This is a genomic window from Oceanimonas doudoroffii (assembly GCF_002242685.1).
GTDB classification, from domain to species: Bacteria; Pseudomonadota; Gammaproteobacteria; order Enterobacterales; family Aeromonadaceae; genus Oceanimonas; species Oceanimonas doudoroffii.
Window position 1 is genome coordinate 109,369 of sequence record NZ_NBIM01000003.1, and the last position, 21,944, is coordinate 131,312.

Sequence of the window (21,944 nt, forward strand, 5' to 3'; positions counted from 1 at the left end):
ATGAACGACACCGTACTGGACGCCGGCAAGGCAACCGCCGCATCGGGACTGGCCCAGGCCTACCGCCGCTTTATCTGGCGCCGGCTGACCCTGCTGCTGGGGCTGGCCGTGGCACTGGCGATGTCGTTTGTCTGGGACATCGCCACCGGTCCGGCGCCCCTGGGGCCCATGGCGGTACTGAACGGCCTGCTGCACCCCGACAGCCTGGACGCCGGCACCCGGGTCATTATTCACGAGGTGCGCCTGCCCTACGCCCTGATGGCGCTGGTGGTGGGGGCCAGCCTGGGGCTGGCCGGCGCCGAGATGCAGACCGCACTGAACAACCCCCTGGCCAGCCCTTACACCCTGGGAGTAGGCGCCGCCGCCACCCTGGGTGCCGCCGTGGCCATCGTGTTCAAGCTCAGCCTGCCCGGACTGGGCGCGGCCCTGACCCTGCCGCTGATGGCCTTTGTGTTTGCCGCCGGCGCCGCCCTGCTGATTTTGCTGCTGTCGCGCCGCTTTGGTGCCGGCGTGCATACCGTGGTGCTGTTTGGCATTGCGCTGCTGTTTGGCTTTAACGCCCTGGTGGGGCTGCTGCAGTTTGTGGCCGACTTTGATGCCCTGCAGCAAATCGTGTTCTGGACCATGGGCAGCCTGGCCCGGGCCGAGCTGCAGCAGGTGGCCGTGGTGGCCCTGGTGCTGACCTTTTGCCTGCCGTTTTCCCTGCGTCAGGCCTGGGCCATGACCACGCTGCGCAGCGGCGAGGAGCAGGCCCGCAGCCTGGGCATTCGCGTGGAGCGGCTGCGGTTGCTGGTGCTGCTGCGGGTCAGCCTGCTCACCGCCACCGCCATGGCCTTTGTCGGCGAAATCGGCTTTATCGGCCTGGTCGGCCCCCATATCGCCCGCCTGCTGCTGGGAGAAGATCATCGCCTGCTGCTGCCCGGCAGCGCCCTGGCCGGCGCCCTGCTGCTGTCATTGGCCTCCATTGCCAGCAAGACCCTGGTGCCGGGCATTCTGCTGCCGGTGGGCATGGTGACCGCCCTGGTGGGTATTCCGTTGTTTATCGCCCTTATCATTGGCCGCGGACGGGAGCAATAAATGACACTGCACATTGAGAACCTCAGGGTCGGCTACGCCCGCCGCCCGGTGCTGAACGGCCTGAGTCCACGGCCGGTCGCCCCGGGCACCCTGGTGGGGGTGATCGGCCGTAATGGCGCCGGCAAGTCAACCCTGCTGAAGACCATTGCCGGACTGCTGCCGAGCGATGGCCGAGTGCTGTTCAACGGGGCGCCGCTGGACTTCCGCCGCCGTGCCCGCACGCTGGGCTATCTGCCCCAGAGCCTGCCTCAAGCCAGCTCGTTGCTCGCCTACGAGACCGTGTTCAGCGCCTGCCGGGCGGTGCACGGTGGTCTGGACAAGGCGCAGCTGGAGCAGAACATGGAGCGAGTATTTGACCGGCTGGGGATTCGCGAGCTGGCCCTGCGCCGGCTGGATCAACTCTCCGGCGGCCAGCGCCAGATGATTGGCCTGGCCCAGGTGCTGGTTCGCCAACCCGAGATGCTGCTGCTGGACGAGCCCACCAGCGCCCTGGATCTGCACTGGCAGCTGAACGTGCTGCAATGCGTGCAGCAGTTCAGCCGCGAGCGGGGCACGCTGTCGCTGGTGGCCATTCACGACATCAACCTGGCGCTGCGTTTTTGCGACCAGCTCTGGGTACTGGGCGACGGCCGGCTGCTGGCGGAGGGGCCGGCCCGGGAAGTGCTGACCCCGGCGGTGCTGCGCGCCGCCTACGGCGTGGAAGGCCGAGTGGAAACCTGCTCCCGCGGCCTGCCCATCGTGCTGTGCGACCAGGCGCTACCTCATTCAACTCATCAAGGAGAACACCATGGCTGATTGTTCAGCAGTTATCGACACCCCCAACGGGCTGGGTTACCTCAAGAAACTCTGCATTCACTTCGCACAAAAGGTGGAGGCCGAGTGGCAGGGGCAGCAGGGTCATGTGCAGTTTGCCATGGGCCGCTGCGAGCTGAACGCCACCGACACCCAACTGGCGGTGTGCTGCACGGCGGACAATGAGGCCGATCTGGCAGCCGTGGCCGAGACGGTCAGGTCCCACTTCGATCGTTTTGCGGTGCGGGATGGGCTGACGCTGACCTGGCTGTAATCGTCCCGGCGGGGCCGCCCGGCCCCGCCGTTAAATTGAGCGACCTGCACGATTGGGATACACTGGCGGTTAATCTTTTTCAGGGCCAGTGTCGCATGTCAAAATCCCAGGACAGTCTTCGCACCATCAAAAAATACCCCAACCGCCGCCTGTACGACAGCCACACCAGCAGTCACGTGACCCTGGCTGACATTCGCCGGCTGGTGCAGGAAGAAGAGCCCTTTCAGGTGGTGGACGCCAAAACCGGCGAGGACATTACCCGCAGCATTCTGCTGCAGATCATTCAGGAAGCGGAAAGCGGTGGCGACCCCATTTTCTCCAGTGACATGCTGAAAAACATCATTCGCTTTTACGGCCCCTTTCAGGGGGTGCTGGGCAGCTATCTGGATGAAAGCATTCAGTCGATGATAGAGGTACAGACCCAGGCCGGCATGCAGTCCACCAAGGCATGGACCGATTTCATGCAGGGTCAGGTACCCATGATGCAGGAAATGATGCGCCAGTATGTGGAACAGTCCCGCCAGCTCTACCTCAACACCCAGAACATGTTTGGCCTGTTCGGTGGCCTCGGTGGCGGCCCGGAGCAAAACGACAAGGACAAAAAAGACGGCGAGGAGTAACTCCCCGCCGTCCTGGAAAGCACGCCGATCAGGTAGGTTGGAATTAGCCCCGCGAATTCCAACATTCCACAGCCGCCTTCGTGTTGCGATTCGCTTCGCTCATCAGCAACCGACAAACTTGCATGGCGTTAGTGGAGCACGGGCGAGCCGCCCGCGCTCCATAAACCAGCTCAGTGCTGATGACCGCCTTCGCCGTGGGCGTGGCCGTGCTCCAGCTCTTCCTCGGTGGCGGCACGTACCGATACCACGTCCAGATCAAAAGTCAGGGTGCGGCCGGCCAGCAGGTGGTTGAGATCCACGTCGGCCATAAAACGACCCACCTTGACCACCACCACCTGGCGCGGGCCATTCTCGGTATGCACCATGGCCACCATGCCCGGCTCCCAGCGCTTGGCACCCTGCAGATGGCGCACGGAAATACGCTGGATCAGGCTTTCGTCCCGCTCACCATAGGCATCGGCCGGCGCCAGGGTCACGCTGAAGCTGTCGCCTTCGCTCTTGCCGTCCAGCGCCTTTTCCAGCCCTTCCAGCATGTTGTTGTGACCGTGCAGGTAGGCCAGGGGGGCCTTGCCTTCGTTGGTGTCCATCACCTCGCCCTGCTCGTCTTTCAGGGTGTAGTTGAACTGCACCACGGTATCGTTTGCGATTTGCATTGGTTGTCCTGTTCGTCGTGTCTAGAAACCCAGTCATCATACCAGATGCGATACGCAGGCTCACAAACACAAAAAGACGGCGGGGTTTCCCCCTGCCGTCCAAGCGAGATAACAGCTCTGTTTATTGGTATTAGTCTCAGTTTGCCTTGGCAGCGGCAGCACGGCTGTTTTTAGCGGTGGAGCCGTTGTTGGCGGCAGCGGCGGTCACGGCGCTGATGCCCTTTTCGGTAGCTTCGGCTACCTGACGGGCGGCCTTTTCGGACTGCTCGGCGGCCTGCTTGATCACCTTGTCGGCGATCTCGGCGGCGTCTTTGGCGGCCTTCTGGGCGCCTTCACGGGCCTCATTGGCCTGGCTCACCGCCTGCTTGATGGCGCTCACGGCAGATTCGGAGCCGGCCGGGGCGTGGGCGGCGAACTGCTCAACCCACTCGTCAACCTGCTTGCTGCCGGCGGCCCACTGCTGCTCGCCGTAGTTACCGAGCTGCTGCTGGGCGTCGGCCAGCAGGGAGAAGACTTCGCGGTTGAAGTCCAGCTGGCGCTCCAGCAGGGCGCTGGGACCGAATACGGTGTGGTTCAGCTCGGCCAGGCTCTTGGCATCGCGCACGGCCAGCAGCTTGCCGGCGTAGTCGAACTGGGCGGTGCTGAGCTCGGTCAGCGCCTTCAGCTGCAGCTGACCCAGCTTTTCCGCACCGGCCAGCAGGCTGGTACCGAGGCCCTGGACCAGGGCCAGGTTGTCCTGTTGTGCTTTCTGCAGTTTGGCAATATCAAACCATGACATAGTTGGCGTCTCCTGATGAATGGGTATGGGGCCCGTGGCCCGGCACGCCAGCAAACCCCTTTACCTCTGAACCGGATTTGGCGCGCAGGATTATTATTGCACCGCACAAAAAACTTTTTCAAGGAATATTTTGTGCGCCGCAAAAAATTCATATCACCTTCATCATTCCCCTCTTCAAGCCCATGAGTTCTGACCTTGTGACCATTCGGGTCCGCCGACGGCACCTGGTCATTGCGGTGCAATATGCCGGCCGCTTTGTTTTGATTAAATGAACACAATATCACTACTAGTTTGTACTATACTTGCCACACAGTAAGCCTTGTTAAGCATTTGTAGGTTTCAAGCGATGCCGGATCGTCTTCCTTATAAAGAAGGAAAGCGATTCCAAAAAAAGAAACAAAAACCGACATGTCGACATCCGCCTCATAAAAATCGATCTGATACCATTAAAAACAACATCTTGTGATCTTTCCTGACCAATGCATCACGATTACCCCACCAGCCATCATTTCCACATTATAAAAATCATTTCCAAAACTTGTTGATCGTCACATTTTTTTTCGTATCATCAGAGTATGGGTTGCGTAGATGTTAAGGGTCCTCACCAGGCCGGTCTGCGCACCACTGCATTACTTATGACGTACAACAACACGGTGCCGAGAGCACCTCAGATGAATGGATACACATCATGGCTAAAATGAAAGCAATCGAAGCGGCCGCTAAAATCCTGGAGCTGGAAGGTGTCACCAAAGCCTTTGGCGTTCCCGGCGCCGCCATCAACCCCTTCTACGCCGCGCTCAAGGGTCTCGGCTCCATCAGCCACGTACTGGCCCGCCACGTTGAAGGCGCGTCTCACATGGCCGAAGGCTACACCCGTGCCAACCCGGGCAACATTGGTGTGTGTATCGGTACTTCCGGCCCTGCCGGCACCGACATGATCACCGGCCTGTATTCCGCTTCCGCCGACTCCATTCCGATTCTGTGCATCACCGGCCAGGCGCCGCGTGCCCGTATGCACAAGGAAGACTTCCAGGCCGTAGACATCGAGTCCATCGCCAAGCCGGTTGCCAAGTGGGCCACCACCGTACTGGAGCCGGGCCAGGTTCCCGGTGTGTTCCAACAGGCCTTCCACATCATGCGCTCCGGTCGTCCCGGCCCCGTGCTGATCGACCTGCCGTTCGACGTGCAAATGGCCGAGATCGAGTTCGATCCGGAAGCCTACCAGCCGATGACTCCCTACAAGCCGGCCGCGACCCGCATTCAGGTTGAAAAGGCCCTGACCATGCTGAACGCCGCCGACAAGCCGCTGCTGGTTTCCGGTGGTGGTGTTATCAACGCCGACGCTGCTGCCCTGCTGACCGAGTTCGCCGAAGTGCTGAACGTGCCGGTTATCCCGACCCTGATGGGCTGGGGCACCATTCCCGACGACCACGGCCTGATGGCGGGTATGTGCGGTCTGCAGACCTCTCACCGCTACGGTAACGCCAACCTGCTGGCTTCCGACTTCGTACTGGGTGTAGGTAACCGTTGGGCCAACCGTCACACCGGTTCCGTAGAGGTTTACACCAAGGGTCGTAAGTTCGTTCACGTTGACATCGAACCCACTCAGATCGGTCGTGTATTCGGTCCGGACCTGGGCATCGTGTCCGACGCCAAAGCCGCTCTGGAACTGTTCGTTGAAGTCGCCAAAGAGTGGAAAGCGGCCGGTAAACTGAAAGACCGTGGCGCCTGGGTTGCCGAGTGTCAGGAGCGCAAGCGCACCCTGCAGCGCAAGACCCACTTCGACAACACTCCGGTTAAGCCGCAGCGTGTATACGAAGAAATGAACAAGGCCTTCGGCCGCGACACCACCTACGTGTCCACTATCGGTCTGTCCCAGATCGCTGCCGCCCAGTTCCTGCACGTGTACAAAGAGCGTAACTGGATCAACTGTGGTCAGGCTGGCCCTCTGGGTTGGACCATTCCGGCCGCCCTGGGCGTATGTGCCGCCGAGCCGGGCCGCAACGTGGTTGCCCTGTCCGGTGACTACGACTTCCAGTTCATGATCGAGGAGCTGGCCGTAGGTGCCCAGTTCAAACTGCCCTACATTCACGTGCTGGTGAACAACTCCTACCTGGGCCTGATCCGTCAGTCTCAGCGCGGCTTCGACATGGACTACTGCGTACAGCTGTCCTTTGAAAACATCAACGCGCCGGAGCTGGGCGAGTACGGTGTTGACCACAAGGCCGTGGTTGAAGGCCTGGGCTGTAAAGCTATCCGCGTATTCAAGCCGGAAGACATTGCTCCCGCCTTTGAAGAAGCCAAGAAGCTGATGGCCGAGCACTCCGTACCGGTAGTGGTTGAAGTGATTCTGGAGCGCGTCACCAACATCTCCATGGGTGTTGAAATCGACGCCGTCAACGAGTTCGAAGAGCTGGCCGAAAAGGGTGAAGACGCCCCCACCGCCATCTCTCTGCTGGACTGATTGATGACAGCGATGGGGCTCACGGGCCCCATCCTGACTTTGCCCCCAACTGAACAAAGGACATCGCAATGCCGAAATTAGCTGCCAACCTGTCGATGCTGTTTACCGAAGTCGACTTCCTGGATCGTTTCGACGCCGCCGCCAAGGCCGGCTTCAAGGGTGTTGAATACCTGTTTCCCTATGATTTCGCCGCCGGCGACATCAAGGCAAGGCTTGAGGCCAACGGCCTGACCCAGGTACTGTTCAACCTGCCCGCCGGTGACTGGAACGGTGGCGAGCGCGGTATCGCCTGTCACCCGGATCGGGTTGAAGAATTCAAGGCCGGCGTCGACAAGGCCATCGAATACGCCAAGGTACTGGGCAACACCCAGGTGAACTGTCTGGCCGGTATTCAGCCTGCCGGTGTGGCTTACGAAGAAGCGGAAGCGACCTTCGTGGCCAACCTCAAGTACGCCGCCGACAAACTGAAGGATGCCGGCATCAAGCTGATCGCCGAGGCCATCAACACCCGCGACATTCCCGGCTTCTTCCTGAACAACACTCAGCAGGCGCTGGATATCATCGAGAAGGTGGGCTCCGACAATCTGGCCTTCCAGTATGACATCTACCACATGCAGATCATGGAAGGGGACATCATCCCGACCATGGAGAAGAACCTGAGCATTATCAACCACATTCAGCTGGCTGATAACCCGGGTCGTCACGAGCCGGGCACCGGCGAACTGAACTACCACAACATCTTCGCCTTCCTGGACAAGGTGGGCTACGACGGCTGGATCGGTGCCGAGTACAAGCCGGCCACCACCACCGAAGCCGGCCTGGGCTGGCTCAAGACCCACGGCGTGGTCTGAGGTTTTTCACTCAATTCGGTTTTCCACGAGGCCGGTACGCCGGCGTCTTCAGACAAAAGGATAACGAACATGAAAATTGGTTTTATTGGCACCGGTATCATGGGCAAGCCCATGGCTCAGAACCTGCAAAAAGCCGGTCACACCCTGTACTTCTCCGAGCACTACAACAAAGCCCCGGAAGAACTGCTGGGTGACAACGGTATCGCCCTGGCCAACCCCAAGGCCGTGGCCGAAGCCGCCGACGTGATCATCACCATGGTACCCAACACCCCGCAGGTTGAGGCCGTACTGTTCGGTGAAAACGGCGCGGCCCTGGGCCTGTCTGCCGGCAAGGTAGTGGTGGACATGTCTTCCATCTCTCCCATCGCCACCAAGGAAATCGCCAAGCGTGTTAACGAAACCGGTGCCGACTTCCTGGATGCCCCGGTCTCCGGCGGTGAAGTAGGCGCCATCAATGCCACCCTGACCATCATGGTAGGCGGTGAACAGGCCGTGTTTGACAAGATCAAGCCGCTGTTCGACATCATGGGCAAGAACATCACCCTGGTAGGCGGTAACGGTGACGGCCAGACCACCAAGGTGGCCAACCAGATCATCGTGGCCCTGAACATTGAAGCCGTTGCCGAAGCCCTGGTGTTTGCCTCCAAGGCAGGCGCCGATCCGGCCAAGGTACGTGAAGCCCTGATGGGTGGCTTCGCCTCTTCCAAGATCCTGGAAGTGCACGGTGAGCGCATGGTAAAAGGCACCTTCGATCCGGGCTTCCGTATCGCCCTGCACCAGAAGGATCTGAACCTGGCCCTGAGCGGTGCCCGCGAGCTGGGCGTTTCCCTGCCCAACACCGCCGGCGCACAGGAGCTGTTCAACACCTGTAACGCCCTGGGCGGTGCCGGCTGGGATCACTCCGGCATGGTCAAGGCGCTGGAGCACCTGGCCAACCACAACATTCGGGGCGAGTAAGTCCTGAACCGAACGGCGGCGTTGAGGCTTCAGCCGCCGTTCGGGACACCTCGGGGCGAACGTCGGTGAAAAGATGACTTTCACTCAGGGGGCTTTGTGTTAGACACTGGTCGCCGGTCGTTCTGCCCCACCCCGTTTTGAATCAACAACAGCACCAAGACAGCCGTTTTTTCAGGAGTATTTGCAATGGATATCCAACCCAAGGAGTTGTTACAGCAGTTATTCGACAGCGCCGTGGCCGCCGCCCTGCCCAAGGGTAACTTGGCCGAATACCTGCCCAAGGATACTCGTCAAAAAGCCGTTGTTATCGGTGCCGGCAAGGCCGCCGCCTCCATGGCCGCCGAGCTGGACGCCATCTGGGAAGGGGAACTGTCCGGCGTGGTGGTCACCCGCTACGACCACGGCGCCCCCTGTGAGCGCATTGAGGTGATTGAAGCCGCCCACCCGGTGCCGGATGATGCCGGTGAGCGCGTGGGCCGCCGCATTCTCGAGCTGGTGCAAGGCCTGGGTGAAGACGATCTGGTGATCTGCCTGTTGTCCGGCGGTGGTTCTTCCCTCCTGAGCCTGCCGGCCCCGGGCCTGACCCTGTCCGACAAGCAGGCCATCAACAAGGCCCTGCTCAAGTCCGGCGCCGCCATTGATGAAATGAACTGCGTGCGCAAGCACCTGTCCGGCATCAAGGGTGGCCGCCTGGCCGCCGCCGCCTATCCGGCCCGCCTGATTGCCCTGGGTATCTCCGACGTGCCCGGCGACGAAGCCACCGTGATCGCGTCCGGTCCGACCGTGGCGGATCCAACCACCTCCGCCCAGGCCCTGGCCATTCTCGACAGCTACGGCATCGAAGTGGGTGCCCACGTGCGTGCCTGGCTGGAAAGCCCCGAGTCCGAAACCGTCAAGCCCGGTGACGAGCGCCTGAGCAAGGCCGAGTTCCACATGATCGCCACCCCTCAGGATGCCCTGGACGCCGCCGCCCACCTGGCCCGCTCCAAGGGCCTGGCGCCGCTGGTGCTGGGTGACTGCATTGAGGGTGAGTCCCGGGAAGTGGCCAAGGTACACGCCGCCATCGCCAAGCAGATCCTCAAGTGCGGCCAGCCCGTACAGGCGCCCTGCGTGATCCTGTCCGGCGGTGAAACCACGGTCACCATCAAGGGCAACGGCCGGGGCGGCCGCAACAGCGAATTCATGCTCAGCCTGTTCAACGAGCTCAAGGGTCAGGCCGGCGTGTATGCCCTGGCCGCCGACACCGACGGCATTGACGGCGTGGAAGACAACGCCGGCGCCCTGATCACTCCCGAGCTGTTCGCACGAGCGGAAGCCGCCGGCCTGAAAGCCGAAGACTACCTGGCCAACAACGACAGCTACGGTTTCTTCTCCCAGCTGGAAGCCCTGGTGGAAACCGGTCCGACCCGCACCAACGTCAATGACTTCCGTGCCATTCTGGTGCTGCCGAAATAACCGAAAGCGACCGCCATTATAATAAAAGCACCCAAGGGTGCTTTTATTATGCTCATTGAACTGCCGGTGTTTACAGCTTGATCCAGGTAGCCTTCAGCTCGGTGTACTTGTCAAAGGCGTGCAGGGATTTGTCTCGGCCATTACCCGACTGCTTGAAGCCCCCAAAAGGTGCCGTCATGTCGCCGCCATCGTACTGGTTGATCCAGACGCTACCGGCCCGCAAGGCCTTGCCGGCCAGGTGCGCTTTGGACAAGTCCCGGGTCCATACCGCGGCCGCCAGGCCATAAATGGTGTCATTGGCGATGGCAATGGCGTCCTCAAAACTTTCAAAGGTCATCACCGACAACACAGGGCCAAATATTTCCTCCCGGGCAATACGCATGTCACTGGTGACCTGATCAAACAGGGTGGGTTCAACAAAGAAACCGCCGCTTTCCTGTCGCACCTGCCGGCCCCCCACCACCAGCCTGGCGCCTTCTTCCTGGGCAGAGCGAATGTAACCCAGCACCGTCTCGGTTTGTGCCTGATCCACCAGGGCGCCGACCCGGGTTTCCAGTTCCAGAGGATGTCCGGGCTGCCAGTATTCCCGCAGGGCGCTCGCCACTTTCTCAACAAACACATCCTTGATGGGGGCCTCCACCAGCAGACGGGAGCCGGCGGTGCAGACTTCTCCCTGGTTGAACGCGATGGCCGCCGCCGCCGAGCGGGCCGCTTCATCCAGATCCGGCGCATCGGCAAAGACGATGTTCGGGCTCTTGCCTCCCGCCTCCAGCCAGACCCGTTTCATGTTCGACTCGCCCGCATAGATCATCAGCTGTTTGGCAATCCGGCTGGAGCCGGTAAAGACCAGGGTATCCACGTCCATATGCAGGGCCAGAGCCTTGCCCACTGTGTGGCCGTAACCGGGCAGCACATTCAGCACCCCGGCGGGCAAGCCCGCTTCCAGGGCCAGGGCCGCCAGGCGAATGGCTGTGAGCGGGGATTTTTCCGATGGTTTGAGGATCACCGAGTTGCCGGTCGCCAGGGCCGGGCCCAGCTTCCAGCAGGCCATCATCATCGGGAAGTTCCAGGGCACAATGGCCGCCACCACGCCCACTGGCTCACGGGTGACCAGTCCCAGTTCGTCATGCGCGGTGGCAGCCACTTCATCGTAGATTTTGTCGATAGCCTCGGCAGACCAGCGAATGGCCCGCTCGGTGGCCGGCACATCCACCGCAAGGGAATCCCTGATGGGCTTGCCCATATCCAGGGTTTCCAGCAGCGCCAGCTCCTCGGCATGTTCGGCGATCAAATCGGCAAAGCGCAGCATCACCGCTTTGCGCCGGGTCGGCGCCAGCCGCGACCATATGCCCGACTCAAAGGTCTGCCGGGCACTGCTGGCTGCCAGCTCGGCATCCTCCTGCTCACAGCTCGCCACCCGCGCCAGCAAGCGCTGATCGATGGGGCTGATACAGTCAAAGGTCTGACCCTGCAGCGCCTCCCGGTACTCGCCATTGATAAAGCAGCGACCCTCTATGCATAGCTGCCGGGCTCGTGTTTCCCAATCCGTTATGGTGTTCTGGCTCATTTTGCTTCCCTTGTATCTGCCTGTTGCTTCACTGATAGCTGCGCATTACCCCGCTCTGTCACGACACAGGGCTCGCCCAGCGAGTGTAAAAAGTCCTGCAGCATCCGTTTTAAATTGGCCCGGTTTTCCGGCTGCCGCAGCTCGATTTCCCGGCGCAGTCGTTCGGGCAGATCCCCCACCTCTTGCAGGAAGCTGCGCCCTTCCTCAGTCTGGCGCCAGCTTGCCGTCCAGGTATCGAACATGGCTGGCGTAATTTCCGGATGGAACTGGACGCCCATGACCCGCTCCTGGCGAAACACCTGCTGGGCCAGCTCGGTACGCCCCAGCAGCGCGGCCGTGGGCGGCGCCGTGAAGGCATCGAAATGGAAATTTAGCCAAGGCCCCGCATGAACCCAATCATCGGTCGGCGTCTCGATATGGCACCAGCCAATTTCCGGTGTGTGGTTGCGCGCCACCCCGCCCCCCAGCACCCGGGCCAGCAACTGGCTGCCAAAGCAGATCCCCAGTACGGGGACGCCCCTGTCGATCACCTGCCGCAGCCAGGTGATTTCTTTTTGCAACCAGGGCAGGCTGTCGTCATAAGCCGCATCAATACTGCCCATCACAAACAGCAGCTCCAGGGTCTCCGGATCCGGCAATGCTCCCTCGATACAGACCACATCCAGGGTGATGCCCAGCTCCAGCAAGGCGTCCGGCAGGCTGCCGACAAGATCCGTCTTCGCATGAATCAGCGCAACGGCACGGCGAATAGTCATGGCAATCATCCTTATCAACCAAAATCATTCTAAACCATATCTTAAGTCGTCGAGTTTTCCAATCATCCCGATCAATGCACGTCTTTATTCCGTTATCACCCCGGTAATAAATACCCGGATAAACCACAAAAACGATCGTTATCACTAAAATCGCGCTTGAAAAATATAAAACCATATTTTAACTTTATTGTCACTTGGGCCGCGCCATGCACCGCCCTGTCATACCCATGATTTGTGACGATGGGTCACAAACGAACACGGCACGCCTGAACGGAAGATCAAGGCCGCATATATACGGAGGTAGTCCATGCTTTCCTGTCCCCAGAGCACCCTCGAGAATATCCCTTACCTGGATGTCGCCGATCCCGCCTTTTCCATGCGCTCGCCCGAAGTGATCGCGGCCAGGGAAAAAAGCTGGTGCGCCCGCACCCCCTACGGCATTGCCGTGTTGCGCTACGATGAGGTTAACCACCTGCTGCGCGACCAGCGCCTGCGTCAGGGCAGCTACGCCTGGCCGGCCCACAACAAGGCCACCGGCAGTTTTTCCGACTGGTGGATGCGTATGCTGTTGAGCCGTGAAGGCGCCGACCATTCCCGTCTGCGCCGTCTCGCCAATCCGGCGTTTGCGCCCAAGCTGGTTAAAAAACTGACGCCGGTTTTTCAGGAAATCGCCAGCGAGCTGATCGATGAGTTTATCGAGAATGAGCAGTGCGACTTTGTCAGCCAGTTTGCCGAGCCCTATGCGACCCAGGTGATCTGCACCCTGCTGGGCCTGCCCCGCTCCGAGTGGAAGGCGCTCGCCACCCTGGCCAGCGACATGGGCCTGGCCCTGGGAGTGACCTTCAAGCAGGATGAAGCCGTGATCAATGCGGCCACCGACAAGCTGTTCCAGTATGCCGAGCAGGCCGTCGCCAATCTGAAGCAGCAGGGACTGGGCGACGACTTCCTCAGCAACCTGATCCGGGCCAACCAGGAAAATGAAGAAGCCCTGAGCAATACCGAGCTGTACGACATGATAGTGCTGGCCATTTTCGGCGGCATCGATACCACCCGTAACCAGCTCTCCCTGGCCATGGACCTGTTTATCCAACACCCGGAGCAATGGAAATTGCTGGGCAAGCAGCCGGAGCTGGCTCGGGCCGCGGTGGAAGAAGTCATGCGGGTTCGCCCCACCGTCACCTGGGTCACCCGTGAAGCACTGGAAGACTTCACCTTTCAGGGGCTGGACATCAAAAAAGGCACCACGGTTCATCTGTTCAGCCAGTCGGCCGGCACGGATCCCAGGGCCATGTCCAACCCGGAATTCGATATTACCGCCAAGCGGTGCCCGCACTTTGGCTTTGGCGCCGGGGCCCACCACTGTATCGGCCACTTTATTGCCCGCGGTGATATGACCGAGGCCCTGGCCCTGCTGGCCCAGCGACTGCACCAGCCCCATTACAACGGGGAGGCGGCCTGGCTGCCCGACAGCGGCAACACAGGCGCCATCTCCATGCCCATTGCCTTTGCGCCCATGGAGCTCCCATGAAGACGCCGACCATCGCCATTGTAGGCAGCGGTCCGTCCGGCTGCTACCTCGCCCAGGCCCTGCGCAAGGCGTGGCCGCTGGCGGAGATCACCCTGCTGGACCGCATGCCGGTTCCCTATGGCCTGGTGCGCTACGGAGTGGCGCCCGACCATCCTGGAACCAAGAACGTCATTCGCCAGTTCGAGCGGCTGTTCGAACGGGACAACATAGGCTTTGCCGGCAATATCGAGATCGGCCGGGATATCTCCCTGGATACCCTGCGTGACACCTTTGACATAGTGGCGCTGGCCACCGGCCTGCACGGCGATCGCCCGCTGGATATTCCGGGCGCCGAGCAGGCCCGAATTTACGGAGCAGGCCGCCTGACCCGGCTGCTGAACGATCACCCTGATGAGCAGGATTTCCACCCGCAACTGGGTAAATCCACGGTGATCGTCGGCAATGGCAACGTGGCCATCGATGTGCTGCGCCTGCTGGCCAAGTCTGCCGAGGAGTTCGACAATTCGGAAATTACCGACGAGGTGCTGAGCCGCCTGCAGGCTACCCCGCTCAGACAAATACATATCGTCGGCCGCTCACCGGCCCCACAGGCCAAGTTCGATACCGTGATGCTGCGCGAGCTGGCCGGTTTGTGCCGGGTCAGCTACAGGGTTCACGATTTACCACCTGCCGATAACGATGACGACAAGGCCGTGGCCGCCAAGCTGGACGCCCTGCGCGACCTGCAGGCCAGGGAGCAGGCCGAGCTCGAGATCCATTTTCACTTTGGCTGGCAGCCCGAGTCTCTGACCGCCACCGAGGGACAACAGTGTTTCCACTTCACCCGAGCCGGGCGTGAAACGCAGAAACTGGAGCTCACCACCGACAGTGTGATCACCGCCATCGGCTTCACCCAGCGACCGGACAGCGCCTTTTGCAAACAGGGCCTGAGCCATGCCGGGGCAGATCCCGAGGCCGGCCATCTGGCCCCGGGGCTCTATTGCACCGGCTGGTTCAAGCGGGGCCCCAGGGGCACCATTCCGGAAAACCGGGCCGATGCCAAGACGGTGGCCGGTCTGATACTGGCCCAGACCGACCTCATGACCACAGGCAAGCCCGGCTTTGCCGCCATGCCTGAGTCCGTGATAGCCCAGTCTGTTGATTATGCCGGCTGGAAACGCATCGACGCGGCGGAAGTGACCACGGCACCCGCCGGAAGAATACGCAAAAAAATTAGGGACACCGCCGAAATGCTGCGGATTGTGAATGATATCCATCAGGGAGAGCCTCAATCATGAAAATCATAACCTTGTTTGGTACCGAAACCGGTAATGCGGAGATGGTAGCCGACGATATTGTCGAGGCGCTGTCTTCCGACTTTGACGCCAGCGCCCAGGACATGGCCGACTTCGATATCGGCGAGACCCGGGAGGGCGATATCCTGCTGCTGGTCTGTTCGACCTATGGCGACGGCGAGCTGCCCAACTCCGCACAGCCTCTGTACGAGCAACTGACCAACAACCAGCCGAATCTGAGCCATCTGCGCTTTGCCACCTTTGGCCTGGGTGACAGCTTCTATGCCACCTTCAACCAGGGCAGTCAGATCATGGCGGATCAGTTCCTTGCCTTGGGCGCCCGGGAAATGGCCGAGCGGGGCCGGCACGATGCCTCCAGCGGCGAGCTGCCCGGTGATGTAGCCCTGGCTTGGCTCAAGACGGTGGTCAGCGCCTTTTAAGCGCTGCGCTTTGAGTGACCTTGATGTCAAATGAGTGAACAGGAATGTCCATGGAAAACATCACTCCCCGCACCCTGCGTTTGTGCGTGATTGAAAATGGCCTGGTACCGGCAGAGCTGCGAAACCGCTTTGCCAGTTATCCGGCCATGATTAAACACTGGCTGTCTCCTTCCCTGCCGGAAGCCGTATTCAGCCAGGTGTCCCCGGTGAGTGGAGAGCCTCTGCCGGATCCCGCCACCTTTGACGGCTACATACTGACCGGCTCCAAACACAGCTGCTATGAGGGCACCCTCTGGATGGAAGACCTGAAACGCTTCCTGCAGCAACTACGCGAGCAGCGCCGCCCGGTGTTTGGAATCTGCTTTGGTCACCAGATCATGGCGGATGCCTACGGGGGCCGCACCCGCCGGGCCGAGCAGGGATGGGGCGTGGGCGCCCAGCCCTACCAGTATGCCGACTCGGTACCTGCCGCCGGTGCCGCCTTTGTATTTCACCAAGATCAGGTGGTGGATCTGCCGCCAGGGGCCGAGGTGCTGGGGGGCTCATCCCACTGCCGTCAAGGTGTGCTGGGCTATCCGTTTCCGGCACTCTCGGTGCAGTATCACCCCGAGTTCCCCCCCAGCTATGTGGAAGCGCTTGCCCGCCGCTACTCGGGCAATCTGCTACCCCGGAAGGTGGCCGATACCGCCCTGAGCAGCCTGGAGCGAATAGGGGTCGACAACACCCAGATCGCCGCCTGGGTCGCGAGCTTTTTTCGAGAACACGGGGCGCCTGCCGTGATTGAGTCGCAGCAAGAAAACCGGGCTTAACCTTATTTTTACATTGAAAACTATAAAACCATATTTTATATTTAATTTTATCCTGAAACGGCGACCACCGGATCAGAGACTGCACCCATTGCATAGCGCCACAGCGCGACAAGGAGAGTTAAAATGACCGCATTAGATCTGCACAAAGAGCACAACACCTGCTCCGCCCAGGCCCAGGAGCTGGCGGTCCGGGTAAAGGATTCCGGCGTTGAATACCTCTACTATCAGGTAGTAACCCTGTCGGGCCGGATTATCGCCAAGGTGGTGCCGGCCAAGCACCTGCTGCGCAACCTGGAAAAAGGCATTCAGTTCCACCGCACCGCCATCGTGGATCTGCAGACCACCCGGGAAGGGGTGCTGCTCGGCGGTGGCGCTCAGGCGGCCGAGTTTACCGCCATGCCGGACATGGACACCTTCAATGTGCTGCCCTGGGACACCTCCGTCGGCGCCTTCTTCTGCCGCCTCTACGAGCCGGAGCACATTCCCGAAATTGGCGGTCAGGTACTGGCCACAGACGCCCGCAGCCTGCTGATTGACACCCACAAGGCTTTCCTGGATGAAACCGGTCTGCAACTGAAAACCGGCTGCGAGCCCGAAATGTCCTGGCTGGGCGACAAGCTGGAAGTGCATGTTCGCCCCGGCGCCAGCCCCGCCTATCACATGGGCAACCTGGAGCTGATGCGCCCCATCTACAAAAAGGTCATGGAATATGCCACCGCCATGGGCCTGGACATGATTGAAGGCGATTACGAGGACCCGGGCCAGCTGGAGCTGAACTGGATGTTTGATCGCTGTGATCTGACCGCCGACCGACTGATGACCTACCGCATGATCTGCCGTCAGGTGGCCAGCGAGTTTGGCGTTCGTGCCAGCTTTATGCCCAAACCCACCACCGGCAGCATGGGCAACGGTTGCCATCACAACTTCAGCCTGTGGCGAGGTGATCACAACGTGCTGGCCGAGACTGGCCGCCGGGATCTGCACCTGACCGACATCGGCAAGCATGCCCTGGGCGGCATTCTGGCCCACGCTCCCGGTTCCATGATCATGATGGCCTCTACCGTCAACTCCTACAAACGCTACTGGGATGCGGGCCTGTTTGCGCCCAACTGTGTCAACTGGGGCATGGACAACAAAACCTGTACCGTGCGCCTGTCTGCCAATGGGCGGCTGGAATACAAAATTCCCGACGCCAGCGTTAACCCCTATCTCTCTCATACCCTGCTGCTGGTCGCCATGCAGGACGGGTTGCGCAACCATACCGATCCGGGGGCGCCGGACAACAGCGACAGCATTCCCGCCAAGCCAGATCGGTCCCGTGTTCTGCCCAAAACCCTGGGCGATGCCATTCACTGCTTTGACCAGGATGAAGTCATTCGAAGTGCGCTGCCGAACGAAATGGCCAGCCTGTACCGGGATCTCAAGGCCGATGAATGGGCCCGCTTCTGCGCCGTGGTCACCGACTGGGAGAAAAAAATGTATATGGAGTACCTGCCATGAGCCTTGCCGTACAGCGAGACACCACCCTCAGAGTCATCTGTGCCGACCTGCCCGCTCCGCCCCTGTTCTGGAAGGACGAAAACGGCTACCGACACGGCTATGAAACCGACGTGGCCCGGCTGCTGGCCAGCAAACTGGGACTGGAGACCGAGCTGGTGTATCAGAACTGGGCCGAATTCTACCCGGCGCTGGACGCCAATCAGGGCGACATTCTGCTATGCGGTCAGGGGATCTCCGACTACCGCAAGTCCCTGGCGGACTTTACCCAGCCCTATGCGGTGTTTGACGAGGCGGTGATGATACTGCGCGGCGATCAGGTCAGAACCCCGGCCGATCTGGTGGGCAAACGGGTGGGCGCCATCGCCAACAGCCTGAACATGGCGCTGGCCGAAAGCTTTACCGATTGCATCACTGTGCCCTTCGCCGGTGACTCGGACGATGTGATGGGAGACATGGTCAAGGCCCTGCGCGCCGGGAAGATTGACGCCTTTGTGGATGATGACGTCGCCCTGGTGCCGCTGGCAGAAGAAGCCGATCTGGCCATTGCCTTTACCGCTCCCACCCAGAATGAATGGGGCATTGCCATCAAAAAAGGCCAGCCGGCCTGGCTGGCGCGGGTGAACCAGGCACTGTCGGAGGTCAAGGCCAGCGGCGAGCTGAAGCAACTCTGGCAAAAGTGGATGCCCACGCTGCGCTATCCATTCTAACTCTCCCTCCCCAGGCGGCATGCCAAATCCGGCATGCCGCTCCCTCTACAGAATGCCCTGCTAAACCACTAATACTCTGATAATATACTCCCTGGCACGACCCACGCATTGTCTCCACACTGGCCGTATGACGGCTCTGCTGTACCGTTAATGAGTCTACACAAGGTTGAAACCAACATGAACGATACACTCGCCCTACACTCGGGTTCCTTTATTCGGATTCGCCAGGAAGGCCGGACCGAAGAAGTGGTCCGCCGTTTGATGGAAGCGATTGATCTCGGTCTGTTTGCAGAAGGCCAACAACTGCCCAGTGAAACCGAGCTGGCCACCCAGTTTGGGGTGGCCACCGTGACCCTACGTGAAGCCCTGGCCCACCTGCGCCAGCAGGGCGCGATAGAAACCCGCCGGGGCCGGAATGGCGGCAGCTTTGTGCGGTATGCGGAAGAACAGCCTGCAGCAGCATTATTGAAACGCCTGCAGGAGCTCAGCACCCTGGAGCTCAGGGATCTGAGCGATGAGCACACCGCCATCTCCGGCATGGCCGCCAGACTGGCCGCCAAGCGGGCGGCACCGGAGCACCATCAGCAGCTGGCGCATTATATTCAGGCACTCAGCAAGGCCAGTTCACGGCGCGAGCGCCGCCGGGCAGATGCCCGCTTCCACATCGAGGTCGCCGTCGCCTCCCAGTCGGTCCGGCTCACTCATGCCGAGATACGATTGCAGGCCGAGCTGGGTGAGCTGCTCTGGTTACCGCAAGCCCTCACTCCCGACATCATCCGCAGTGAACATGAAGCCATTCATGAAGCCATTGTCAGCGGCGACAGCAACCTGGCCGGCGCCCTGGCCGAGGCCCATGTTTCCCGTGGCATCAAAAAACTGATCAACCTCAAGCTGGAGCTGGTGTCCAAGCAGGGTGAGTAACCGAAAACGACACAACTGACACAGTCCATGCGCCAGTGAGGGAGGGCGGCAGAATAGGTTTAAAAACCGAAATCAAACTACCAACACAATTAACACCATGTTAACTTTCTATCTATTGCAGGAATTACCCATTCCTACTGAAGAGGCAAATTTGAGCCCTCGCTCAATTTGCCTGAGGGTTAGTCAGCGAATAATGACAAAAAGGCAATATCATGGATGAAGCCAGACTCGACCAGTGTGTCACCCGGATCAACACCGCCATTGCTAGTATTTTCAGACAAATAGACACGATTCACCAGGCAGTAACCCACCTGCTGCAGCCACTCAGCCATCAGGGCATTCAGCCCAAATCCTCCGATCTATCCACACTAAAGTCTCTGGTATCAAGTCAACTGACTCAGGGGCAGGCCTGTATTCAGGGTAATGGCGTGGTGTTTGCGCCCAACGTCTTCGCCGACAGGGAAATGTGCTGCGAGTGGTGGCACAAGAGTACCGGCGACCGGTTGGCACCCTTGCCGCTCAACTTTAACCAAAACAGCGAAAACTATTATAATTACTTGAAGATGCAATGGTTTTCAAAACCAAGAGAAACAGCAGAAAGTGCCGTGGTCGGCCCCTATGTGGACCTGTACGGCCAGGACATGTACATACTGACTTTTTCCAGGCCCATTCATATAGACGGTGAATTTGTCGGTATTGCCGGCGCGGACATTGCTCTGCACAAACTGGAGAATATTCTGATAGCCGGATTGATGCAGATGACAGGCGAAGCCCTGATCATCACCCGAGAGGGAAGAGTGGTGGCCGCCAATACCGCCAACTGGTGCGCCGGTGACATGGCCAAGCCATTGCTTGCCCGTGATAATCCCCGCCACCAGATCATCGAACTGAAAGAAACACTCTCCCACTGGTCCTTGATCACCGCCCATAACCACAGCCGGACTGCAGCAGCGGTCCACGCCTGAAACGAGCGGGCAATACCATACAACCGGACAGTGTGAGCGCCTATCAAACCACCGTTCGGTTGCTGCCCAGTTCAAGGCAAGCCTCACTTTCTTGAGTACCCAACTGGCATACAGCCAAGAAAAGTAATTCTCCCTCAATAAAAACATATAAGATCATATGAAATACTAATGTTGCTGTGCTAGCCTTTTAACGGCTGCTCCACCGTGCCTCCGCAAGACTGTTATCAGCAGGCTCGCTGTATGCTCAGGAGGAGTAGGCCGCTAATACCTGAAATTTTATGCAGTTTTTAATCATGGATAACGATTAAGCGGTTATTACCATGCCGCAATCCATCGGAGGGATTTAATAATATGAAGCAGATACGTGATTTCATGCCGGAAAGCTGGATTTTGGTGCTTTCCTCCTTTGCCGCCGCCTACGGCGTGGGCCTGCTGGCCTTGCTCGCCCTGCCCTTTTTGATCAGCGCCGTGATCAATGACCTTGGCCTTAACGAAGCCCAAGCCGGATTACTCCTTTCGGCTGAATTTGTCTTTACCATGCTGGCCTCGCTGATCGTCGCACCCCTGATGGGACGCGCCCCTCGCCGGACCCTGACGCTGATCGGCGCCCTGATTGCCATCAGTGCCAATGTGGCATCGGCTTCCGTTCCGCAAGTAGAGCTGCTGGCGATACTTCGTTGCGTCACCGGCATAGGCACCGGCCTGGCGTTTGCCTGTGGCAATGCCTGTGTGTCCAGCGCCAGGGATCCCGACAAGGTGGCTGGTTATATGAACGTCTTCTTTGTCGGCCTGATGATCATTGTCATGCTGGCCTTCGCCAGCGCCATGGCCAGTTACGGCTTGGCCGGTCTGTATTATGCGATGGCCATAACCATGGCAATCATGCTCCTGCCAATATTCCTTATGAAGCAACAGGCCGACACATCCCATCACGTACACCACCAGGCCGCTCCCGACAGCAAGCTGCTCTCAGGCGTGGCCATTAGCATGATGTTGGCCATGTTTCTATTCGCCGCCCGCGATACCATGGGCTGGGCCTTTGTTGAGCAGGTTGGCATTCGGGTTGGCTATGATGGCGAAACCCTGGGCATGTTGTTCTCGTTCCAGTCTTTTATCGGCCTCATCGGCCCCCTGATGGCTGCCATCATCGGCAAAAGGTTTGGCATGAGTACGCCTGTGATTATCGGCGTGCTGGCCTGCGGAGGGGTAAGCCTGGGCTATGTACTGGGGGAACACTCCAAAACCATGTATACCGTTGCGGTCATGATGATCTCCTTTACCTACTTTTATGCACTTGCCTACCTGACCGCCCTCGCCGCCTCCCTCGACAAGCAAGGACGAGTCGTTGCCGCTTGCGGTAGTTTCCTGACTTTGGGCATCGCCTTGGGCCCGGCTATATCGGGAGCCTTGATCTCTATGGGCGGTTACTCGCTTGCAGGCTGGGGCATTGCAGCCGTATCTCTGGCGACCCTGATTGCGCTGATGATCCCCCTGTCCATCGCCAAGGAGCGAAACCGGGCCATGGCGGCCGCTTCGATGGCTTAACGCGCCGATAAA

Annotated in this window: 21 protein-coding genes; 17 read left to right on the forward strand and 4 right to left on the reverse strand. The window is 59.8% G+C overall.

All coding sequences use genetic code 11. The features are described 5' to 3' along the window. From B6S08_RS11450 to phaR, 4 genes are all read left to right on the forward strand, one after another. Positions 1 to 1,077, forward strand: coding sequence for a FecCD family ABC transporter permease (locus B6S08_RS11450; RefSeq protein WP_094200948.1), 1,077 nt, complete (start codon positions 1 to 3; stop codon positions 1,075 to 1,077). Then, positions 1,078 to 1,872 (forward strand): ABC transporter ATP-binding protein, encoded by a 795-nt coding sequence (locus B6S08_RS11455; RefSeq protein ID WP_094200949.1) that lies wholly within the window; start codon positions 1,078 to 1,080, stop codon positions 1,870 to 1,872. Continuing rightward, positions 1,865 to 2,143, forward strand: coding sequence for a DUF2218 domain-containing protein (locus B6S08_RS11460; RefSeq protein ID WP_094200950.1), 279 nt, complete (start codon positions 1,865 to 1,867; stop codon positions 2,141 to 2,143). The genes B6S08_RS11455 and B6S08_RS11460 overlap by 8 nt, the downstream gene beginning before the upstream one ends. Positions 2,144 to 2,238: 95 nt before the next feature. Then, a complete protein-coding gene (phaR, locus tag B6S08_RS11465) occupies positions 2,239 to 2,763 on the forward strand; it encodes a polyhydroxyalkanoate synthesis repressor PhaR (RefSeq protein WP_094200951.1) in 525 nt (174 codons plus the stop codon). A gap of 170 nt (positions 2,764 to 2,933) precedes the next feature. Here the strand turns inward: phaR and B6S08_RS11470 are convergent, their stop codons facing one another. Both B6S08_RS11470 and phaP read right to left on the reverse strand, forming a co-directional pair. Next, positions 2,934 to 3,416 (reverse strand): FKBP-type peptidyl-prolyl cis-trans isomerase, encoded by a 483-nt coding sequence (locus B6S08_RS11470; protein ID WP_094200952.1) that lies wholly within the window; start codon positions 3,414 to 3,416, stop codon positions 2,934 to 2,936. 136 nt (positions 3,417 to 3,552) lie between these two features. Continuing rightward, a complete protein-coding gene (gene phaP, locus B6S08_RS11475; protein ID WP_094200953.1) occupies positions 3,553 to 4,194 on the reverse strand; it encodes a TIGR01841 family phasin in 642 nt (213 codons plus the stop codon). Between the two features lie 688 nt (positions 4,195 to 4,882). Here phaP and gcl point away from each other — a divergent pair. From gcl to B6S08_RS11500, 4 genes are all read left to right on the forward strand, one after another. Further along, complete coding sequence (gcl, locus tag B6S08_RS11485) at positions 4,883 to 6,658, forward strand: glyoxylate carboligase (RefSeq protein ID WP_094200955.1); 1,776 nt, start codon at positions 4,883 to 4,885, stop codon at positions 6,656 to 6,658. A 68-nt stretch (positions 6,659 to 6,726) separates the two neighbouring features. Further along, on the forward strand, positions 6,727 to 7,509 hold the full coding sequence (hyi, locus tag B6S08_RS11490; protein ID WP_094200956.1) for a hydroxypyruvate isomerase: 783 nt from the start codon (positions 6,727 to 6,729) through the stop codon (positions 7,507 to 7,509). A gap of 60 nt (positions 7,510 to 7,569) precedes the next feature. Next, positions 7,570 to 8,466, forward strand: a complete 897-nt coding sequence (gene glxR / locus B6S08_RS11495) for a 2-hydroxy-3-oxopropionate reductase (RefSeq protein WP_281254934.1) — start codon at positions 7,570 to 7,572, stop codon at positions 8,464 to 8,466. 186 nt (positions 8,467 to 8,652) lie between these two features. Further along, complete coding sequence (locus B6S08_RS11500) at positions 8,653 to 9,921, forward strand: glycerate kinase type-2 family protein (protein ID WP_094200958.1); 1,269 nt, start codon at positions 8,653 to 8,655, stop codon at positions 9,919 to 9,921. Positions 9,922 to 9,991: 70 nt separating this feature from the next. On the opposite strand, the gene B6S08_RS11505 is transcribed toward B6S08_RS11500, so the two are convergent. Together B6S08_RS11505 and B6S08_RS11510 are read right to left on the reverse strand one after the other, a co-directional pair. Next, on the reverse strand, positions 9,992 to 11,488 hold the full coding sequence (locus B6S08_RS11505) for an aldehyde dehydrogenase (RefSeq protein WP_094200959.1): 1,497 nt from the start codon (positions 11,486 to 11,488) through the stop codon (positions 9,992 to 9,994). Continuing rightward, positions 11,485 to 12,243, reverse strand: a complete 759-nt coding sequence (locus tag B6S08_RS11510) for a type 1 glutamine amidotransferase (protein WP_094200960.1) — start codon at positions 12,241 to 12,243, stop codon at positions 11,485 to 11,487. The genes B6S08_RS11505 and B6S08_RS11510 overlap by 4 nt, the downstream gene beginning before the upstream one ends. Positions 12,244 to 12,550: 307 nt before the next feature. On the opposite strand from B6S08_RS11510, the gene B6S08_RS11515 reads away from it, so the two are divergent. The 9 genes from B6S08_RS11515 to B6S08_RS11555 all read left to right on the forward strand — a co-directional run bounded on the left by B6S08_RS11515 (position 12,551) and on the right by B6S08_RS11555 (position 21,932). Next, the gene (locus B6S08_RS11515) at positions 12,551 to 13,771 is read left to right on the forward strand and encodes a cytochrome P450 (RefSeq protein WP_094200961.1); all 1,221 of its coding nucleotides are present in this window, start codon (positions 12,551 to 12,553) and stop codon (positions 13,769 to 13,771) included. Continuing rightward, positions 13,768 to 15,048 carry an FAD-dependent oxidoreductase gene (locus B6S08_RS11520; RefSeq protein ID WP_094200962.1) on the forward strand — a complete coding sequence of 427 codons (1,281 nt, stop codon included), beginning with the start codon at positions 13,768 to 13,770 and terminating at the stop codon, positions 15,046 to 15,048. The genes B6S08_RS11515 and B6S08_RS11520 overlap by 4 nt, the downstream gene beginning before the upstream one ends. Continuing rightward, complete coding sequence (locus B6S08_RS11525) at positions 15,045 to 15,485, forward strand: flavodoxin domain-containing protein (RefSeq protein ID WP_094200963.1); 441 nt, start codon at positions 15,045 to 15,047, stop codon at positions 15,483 to 15,485. Before B6S08_RS11520 ends, B6S08_RS11525 begins: the two co-directional genes overlap by 4 nt. Positions 15,486 to 15,535: 50 nt before the next feature. Beyond that, positions 15,536 to 16,294: a type 1 glutamine amidotransferase gene (locus B6S08_RS11530; protein WP_211284223.1), complete on the forward strand. Its 759-nt coding sequence runs from the start codon at positions 15,536 to 15,538 to the stop codon at positions 16,292 to 16,294. A gap of 123 nt (positions 16,295 to 16,417) precedes the next feature. Further along, the gene (locus B6S08_RS11535; RefSeq protein ID WP_094200964.1) at positions 16,418 to 17,794 is read left to right on the forward strand and encodes a glutamine synthetase family protein; all 1,377 of its coding nucleotides are present in this window, start codon (positions 16,418 to 16,420) and stop codon (positions 17,792 to 17,794) included. Continuing rightward, positions 17,791 to 18,501: a substrate-binding periplasmic protein gene (locus B6S08_RS11540; RefSeq protein WP_094200965.1), complete on the forward strand. Its 711-nt coding sequence runs from the start codon at positions 17,791 to 17,793 to the stop codon at positions 18,499 to 18,501. Before B6S08_RS11535 ends, B6S08_RS11540 begins: the two co-directional genes overlap by 4 nt. A gap of 177 nt (positions 18,502 to 18,678) precedes the next feature. Next, positions 18,679 to 19,422, forward strand: a complete 744-nt coding sequence (locus B6S08_RS11545; RefSeq protein ID WP_094200966.1) for a FadR/GntR family transcriptional regulator — start codon at positions 18,679 to 18,681, stop codon at positions 19,420 to 19,422. Between the two features lie 212 nt (positions 19,423 to 19,634). Continuing rightward, positions 19,635 to 20,387, forward strand: a complete 753-nt coding sequence (locus B6S08_RS11550; protein WP_094200967.1) for a cache domain-containing protein — start codon at positions 19,635 to 19,637, stop codon at positions 20,385 to 20,387. 351 nt (positions 20,388 to 20,738) lie between these two features. After that, a complete protein-coding gene (locus tag B6S08_RS11555; protein WP_094200968.1) occupies positions 20,739 to 21,932 on the forward strand; it encodes an MFS transporter in 1,194 nt (397 codons plus the stop codon). Positions 21,933 to 21,944 lie beyond the last annotated feature (12 nt).

Coding starts and splice junctions, on each gene's coding strand:
- B6S08_RS11450 (WP_094200948.1), top strand. CDS start 1: ATGAACGACACCGTACTGGACGCCGGCAAGGCAACCGCCGCATCGGGA.
- B6S08_RS11455 (WP_094200949.1), top strand. CDS start 1,078: ATGACACTGCACATTGAGAACCTCAGGGTCGGCTACGCCCGCCGCCCG.
- B6S08_RS11460 (WP_094200950.1), top strand. CDS start 1,865: ATGGCTGATTGTTCAGCAGTTATCGACACCCCCAACGGGCTGGGTTAC.
- phaR (WP_094200951.1), top strand. CDS start 2,239: ATGTCAAAATCCCAGGACAGTCTTCGCACCATCAAAAAATACCCCAAC.
- B6S08_RS11470 (WP_094200952.1), bottom strand. CDS start 3,416: ATGCAAATCGCAAACGATACCGTGGTGCAGTTCAACTACACCCTGAAA.
- phaP (WP_094200953.1), bottom strand. CDS start 4,194: ATGTCATGGTTTGATATTGCCAAACTGCAGAAAGCACAACAGGACAAC.
- gcl (WP_094200955.1), top strand. CDS start 4,883: ATGGCTAAAATGAAAGCAATCGAAGCGGCCGCTAAAATCCTGGAGCTG.
- hyi (WP_094200956.1), top strand. CDS start 6,727: ATGCCGAAATTAGCTGCCAACCTGTCGATGCTGTTTACCGAAGTCGAC.
- B6S08_RS11500 (WP_094200958.1), top strand. CDS start 8,653: ATGGATATCCAACCCAAGGAGTTGTTACAGCAGTTATTCGACAGCGCC.
- B6S08_RS11505 (WP_094200959.1), bottom strand. CDS start 11,488: ATGAGCCAGAACACCATAACGGATTGGGAAACACGAGCCCGGCAGCTA.
- B6S08_RS11510 (WP_094200960.1), bottom strand. CDS start 12,243: ATGACTATTCGCCGTGCCGTTGCGCTGATTCATGCGAAGACGGATCTT.
- B6S08_RS11515 (WP_094200961.1), top strand. CDS start 12,551: ATGCTTTCCTGTCCCCAGAGCACCCTCGAGAATATCCCTTACCTGGAT.
- B6S08_RS11520 (WP_094200962.1), top strand. CDS start 13,768: ATGAAGACGCCGACCATCGCCATTGTAGGCAGCGGTCCGTCCGGCTGC.
- B6S08_RS11525 (WP_094200963.1), top strand. CDS start 15,045: ATGAAAATCATAACCTTGTTTGGTACCGAAACCGGTAATGCGGAGATG.
- B6S08_RS11530 (WP_211284223.1), top strand. CDS start 15,536: ATGGAAAACATCACTCCCCGCACCCTGCGTTTGTGCGTGATTGAAAAT.
- B6S08_RS11535 (WP_094200964.1), top strand. CDS start 16,418: ATGACCGCATTAGATCTGCACAAAGAGCACAACACCTGCTCCGCCCAG.
- B6S08_RS11540 (WP_094200965.1), top strand. CDS start 17,791: ATGAGCCTTGCCGTACAGCGAGACACCACCCTCAGAGTCATCTGTGCC.
- B6S08_RS11545 (WP_094200966.1), top strand. CDS start 18,679: ATGAACGATACACTCGCCCTACACTCGGGTTCCTTTATTCGGATTCGC.
- B6S08_RS11550 (WP_094200967.1), top strand. CDS start 19,635: ATGGATGAAGCCAGACTCGACCAGTGTGTCACCCGGATCAACACCGCC.
- B6S08_RS11555 (WP_094200968.1), top strand. CDS start 20,739: ATGAAGCAGATACGTGATTTCATGCCGGAAAGCTGGATTTTGGTGCTT.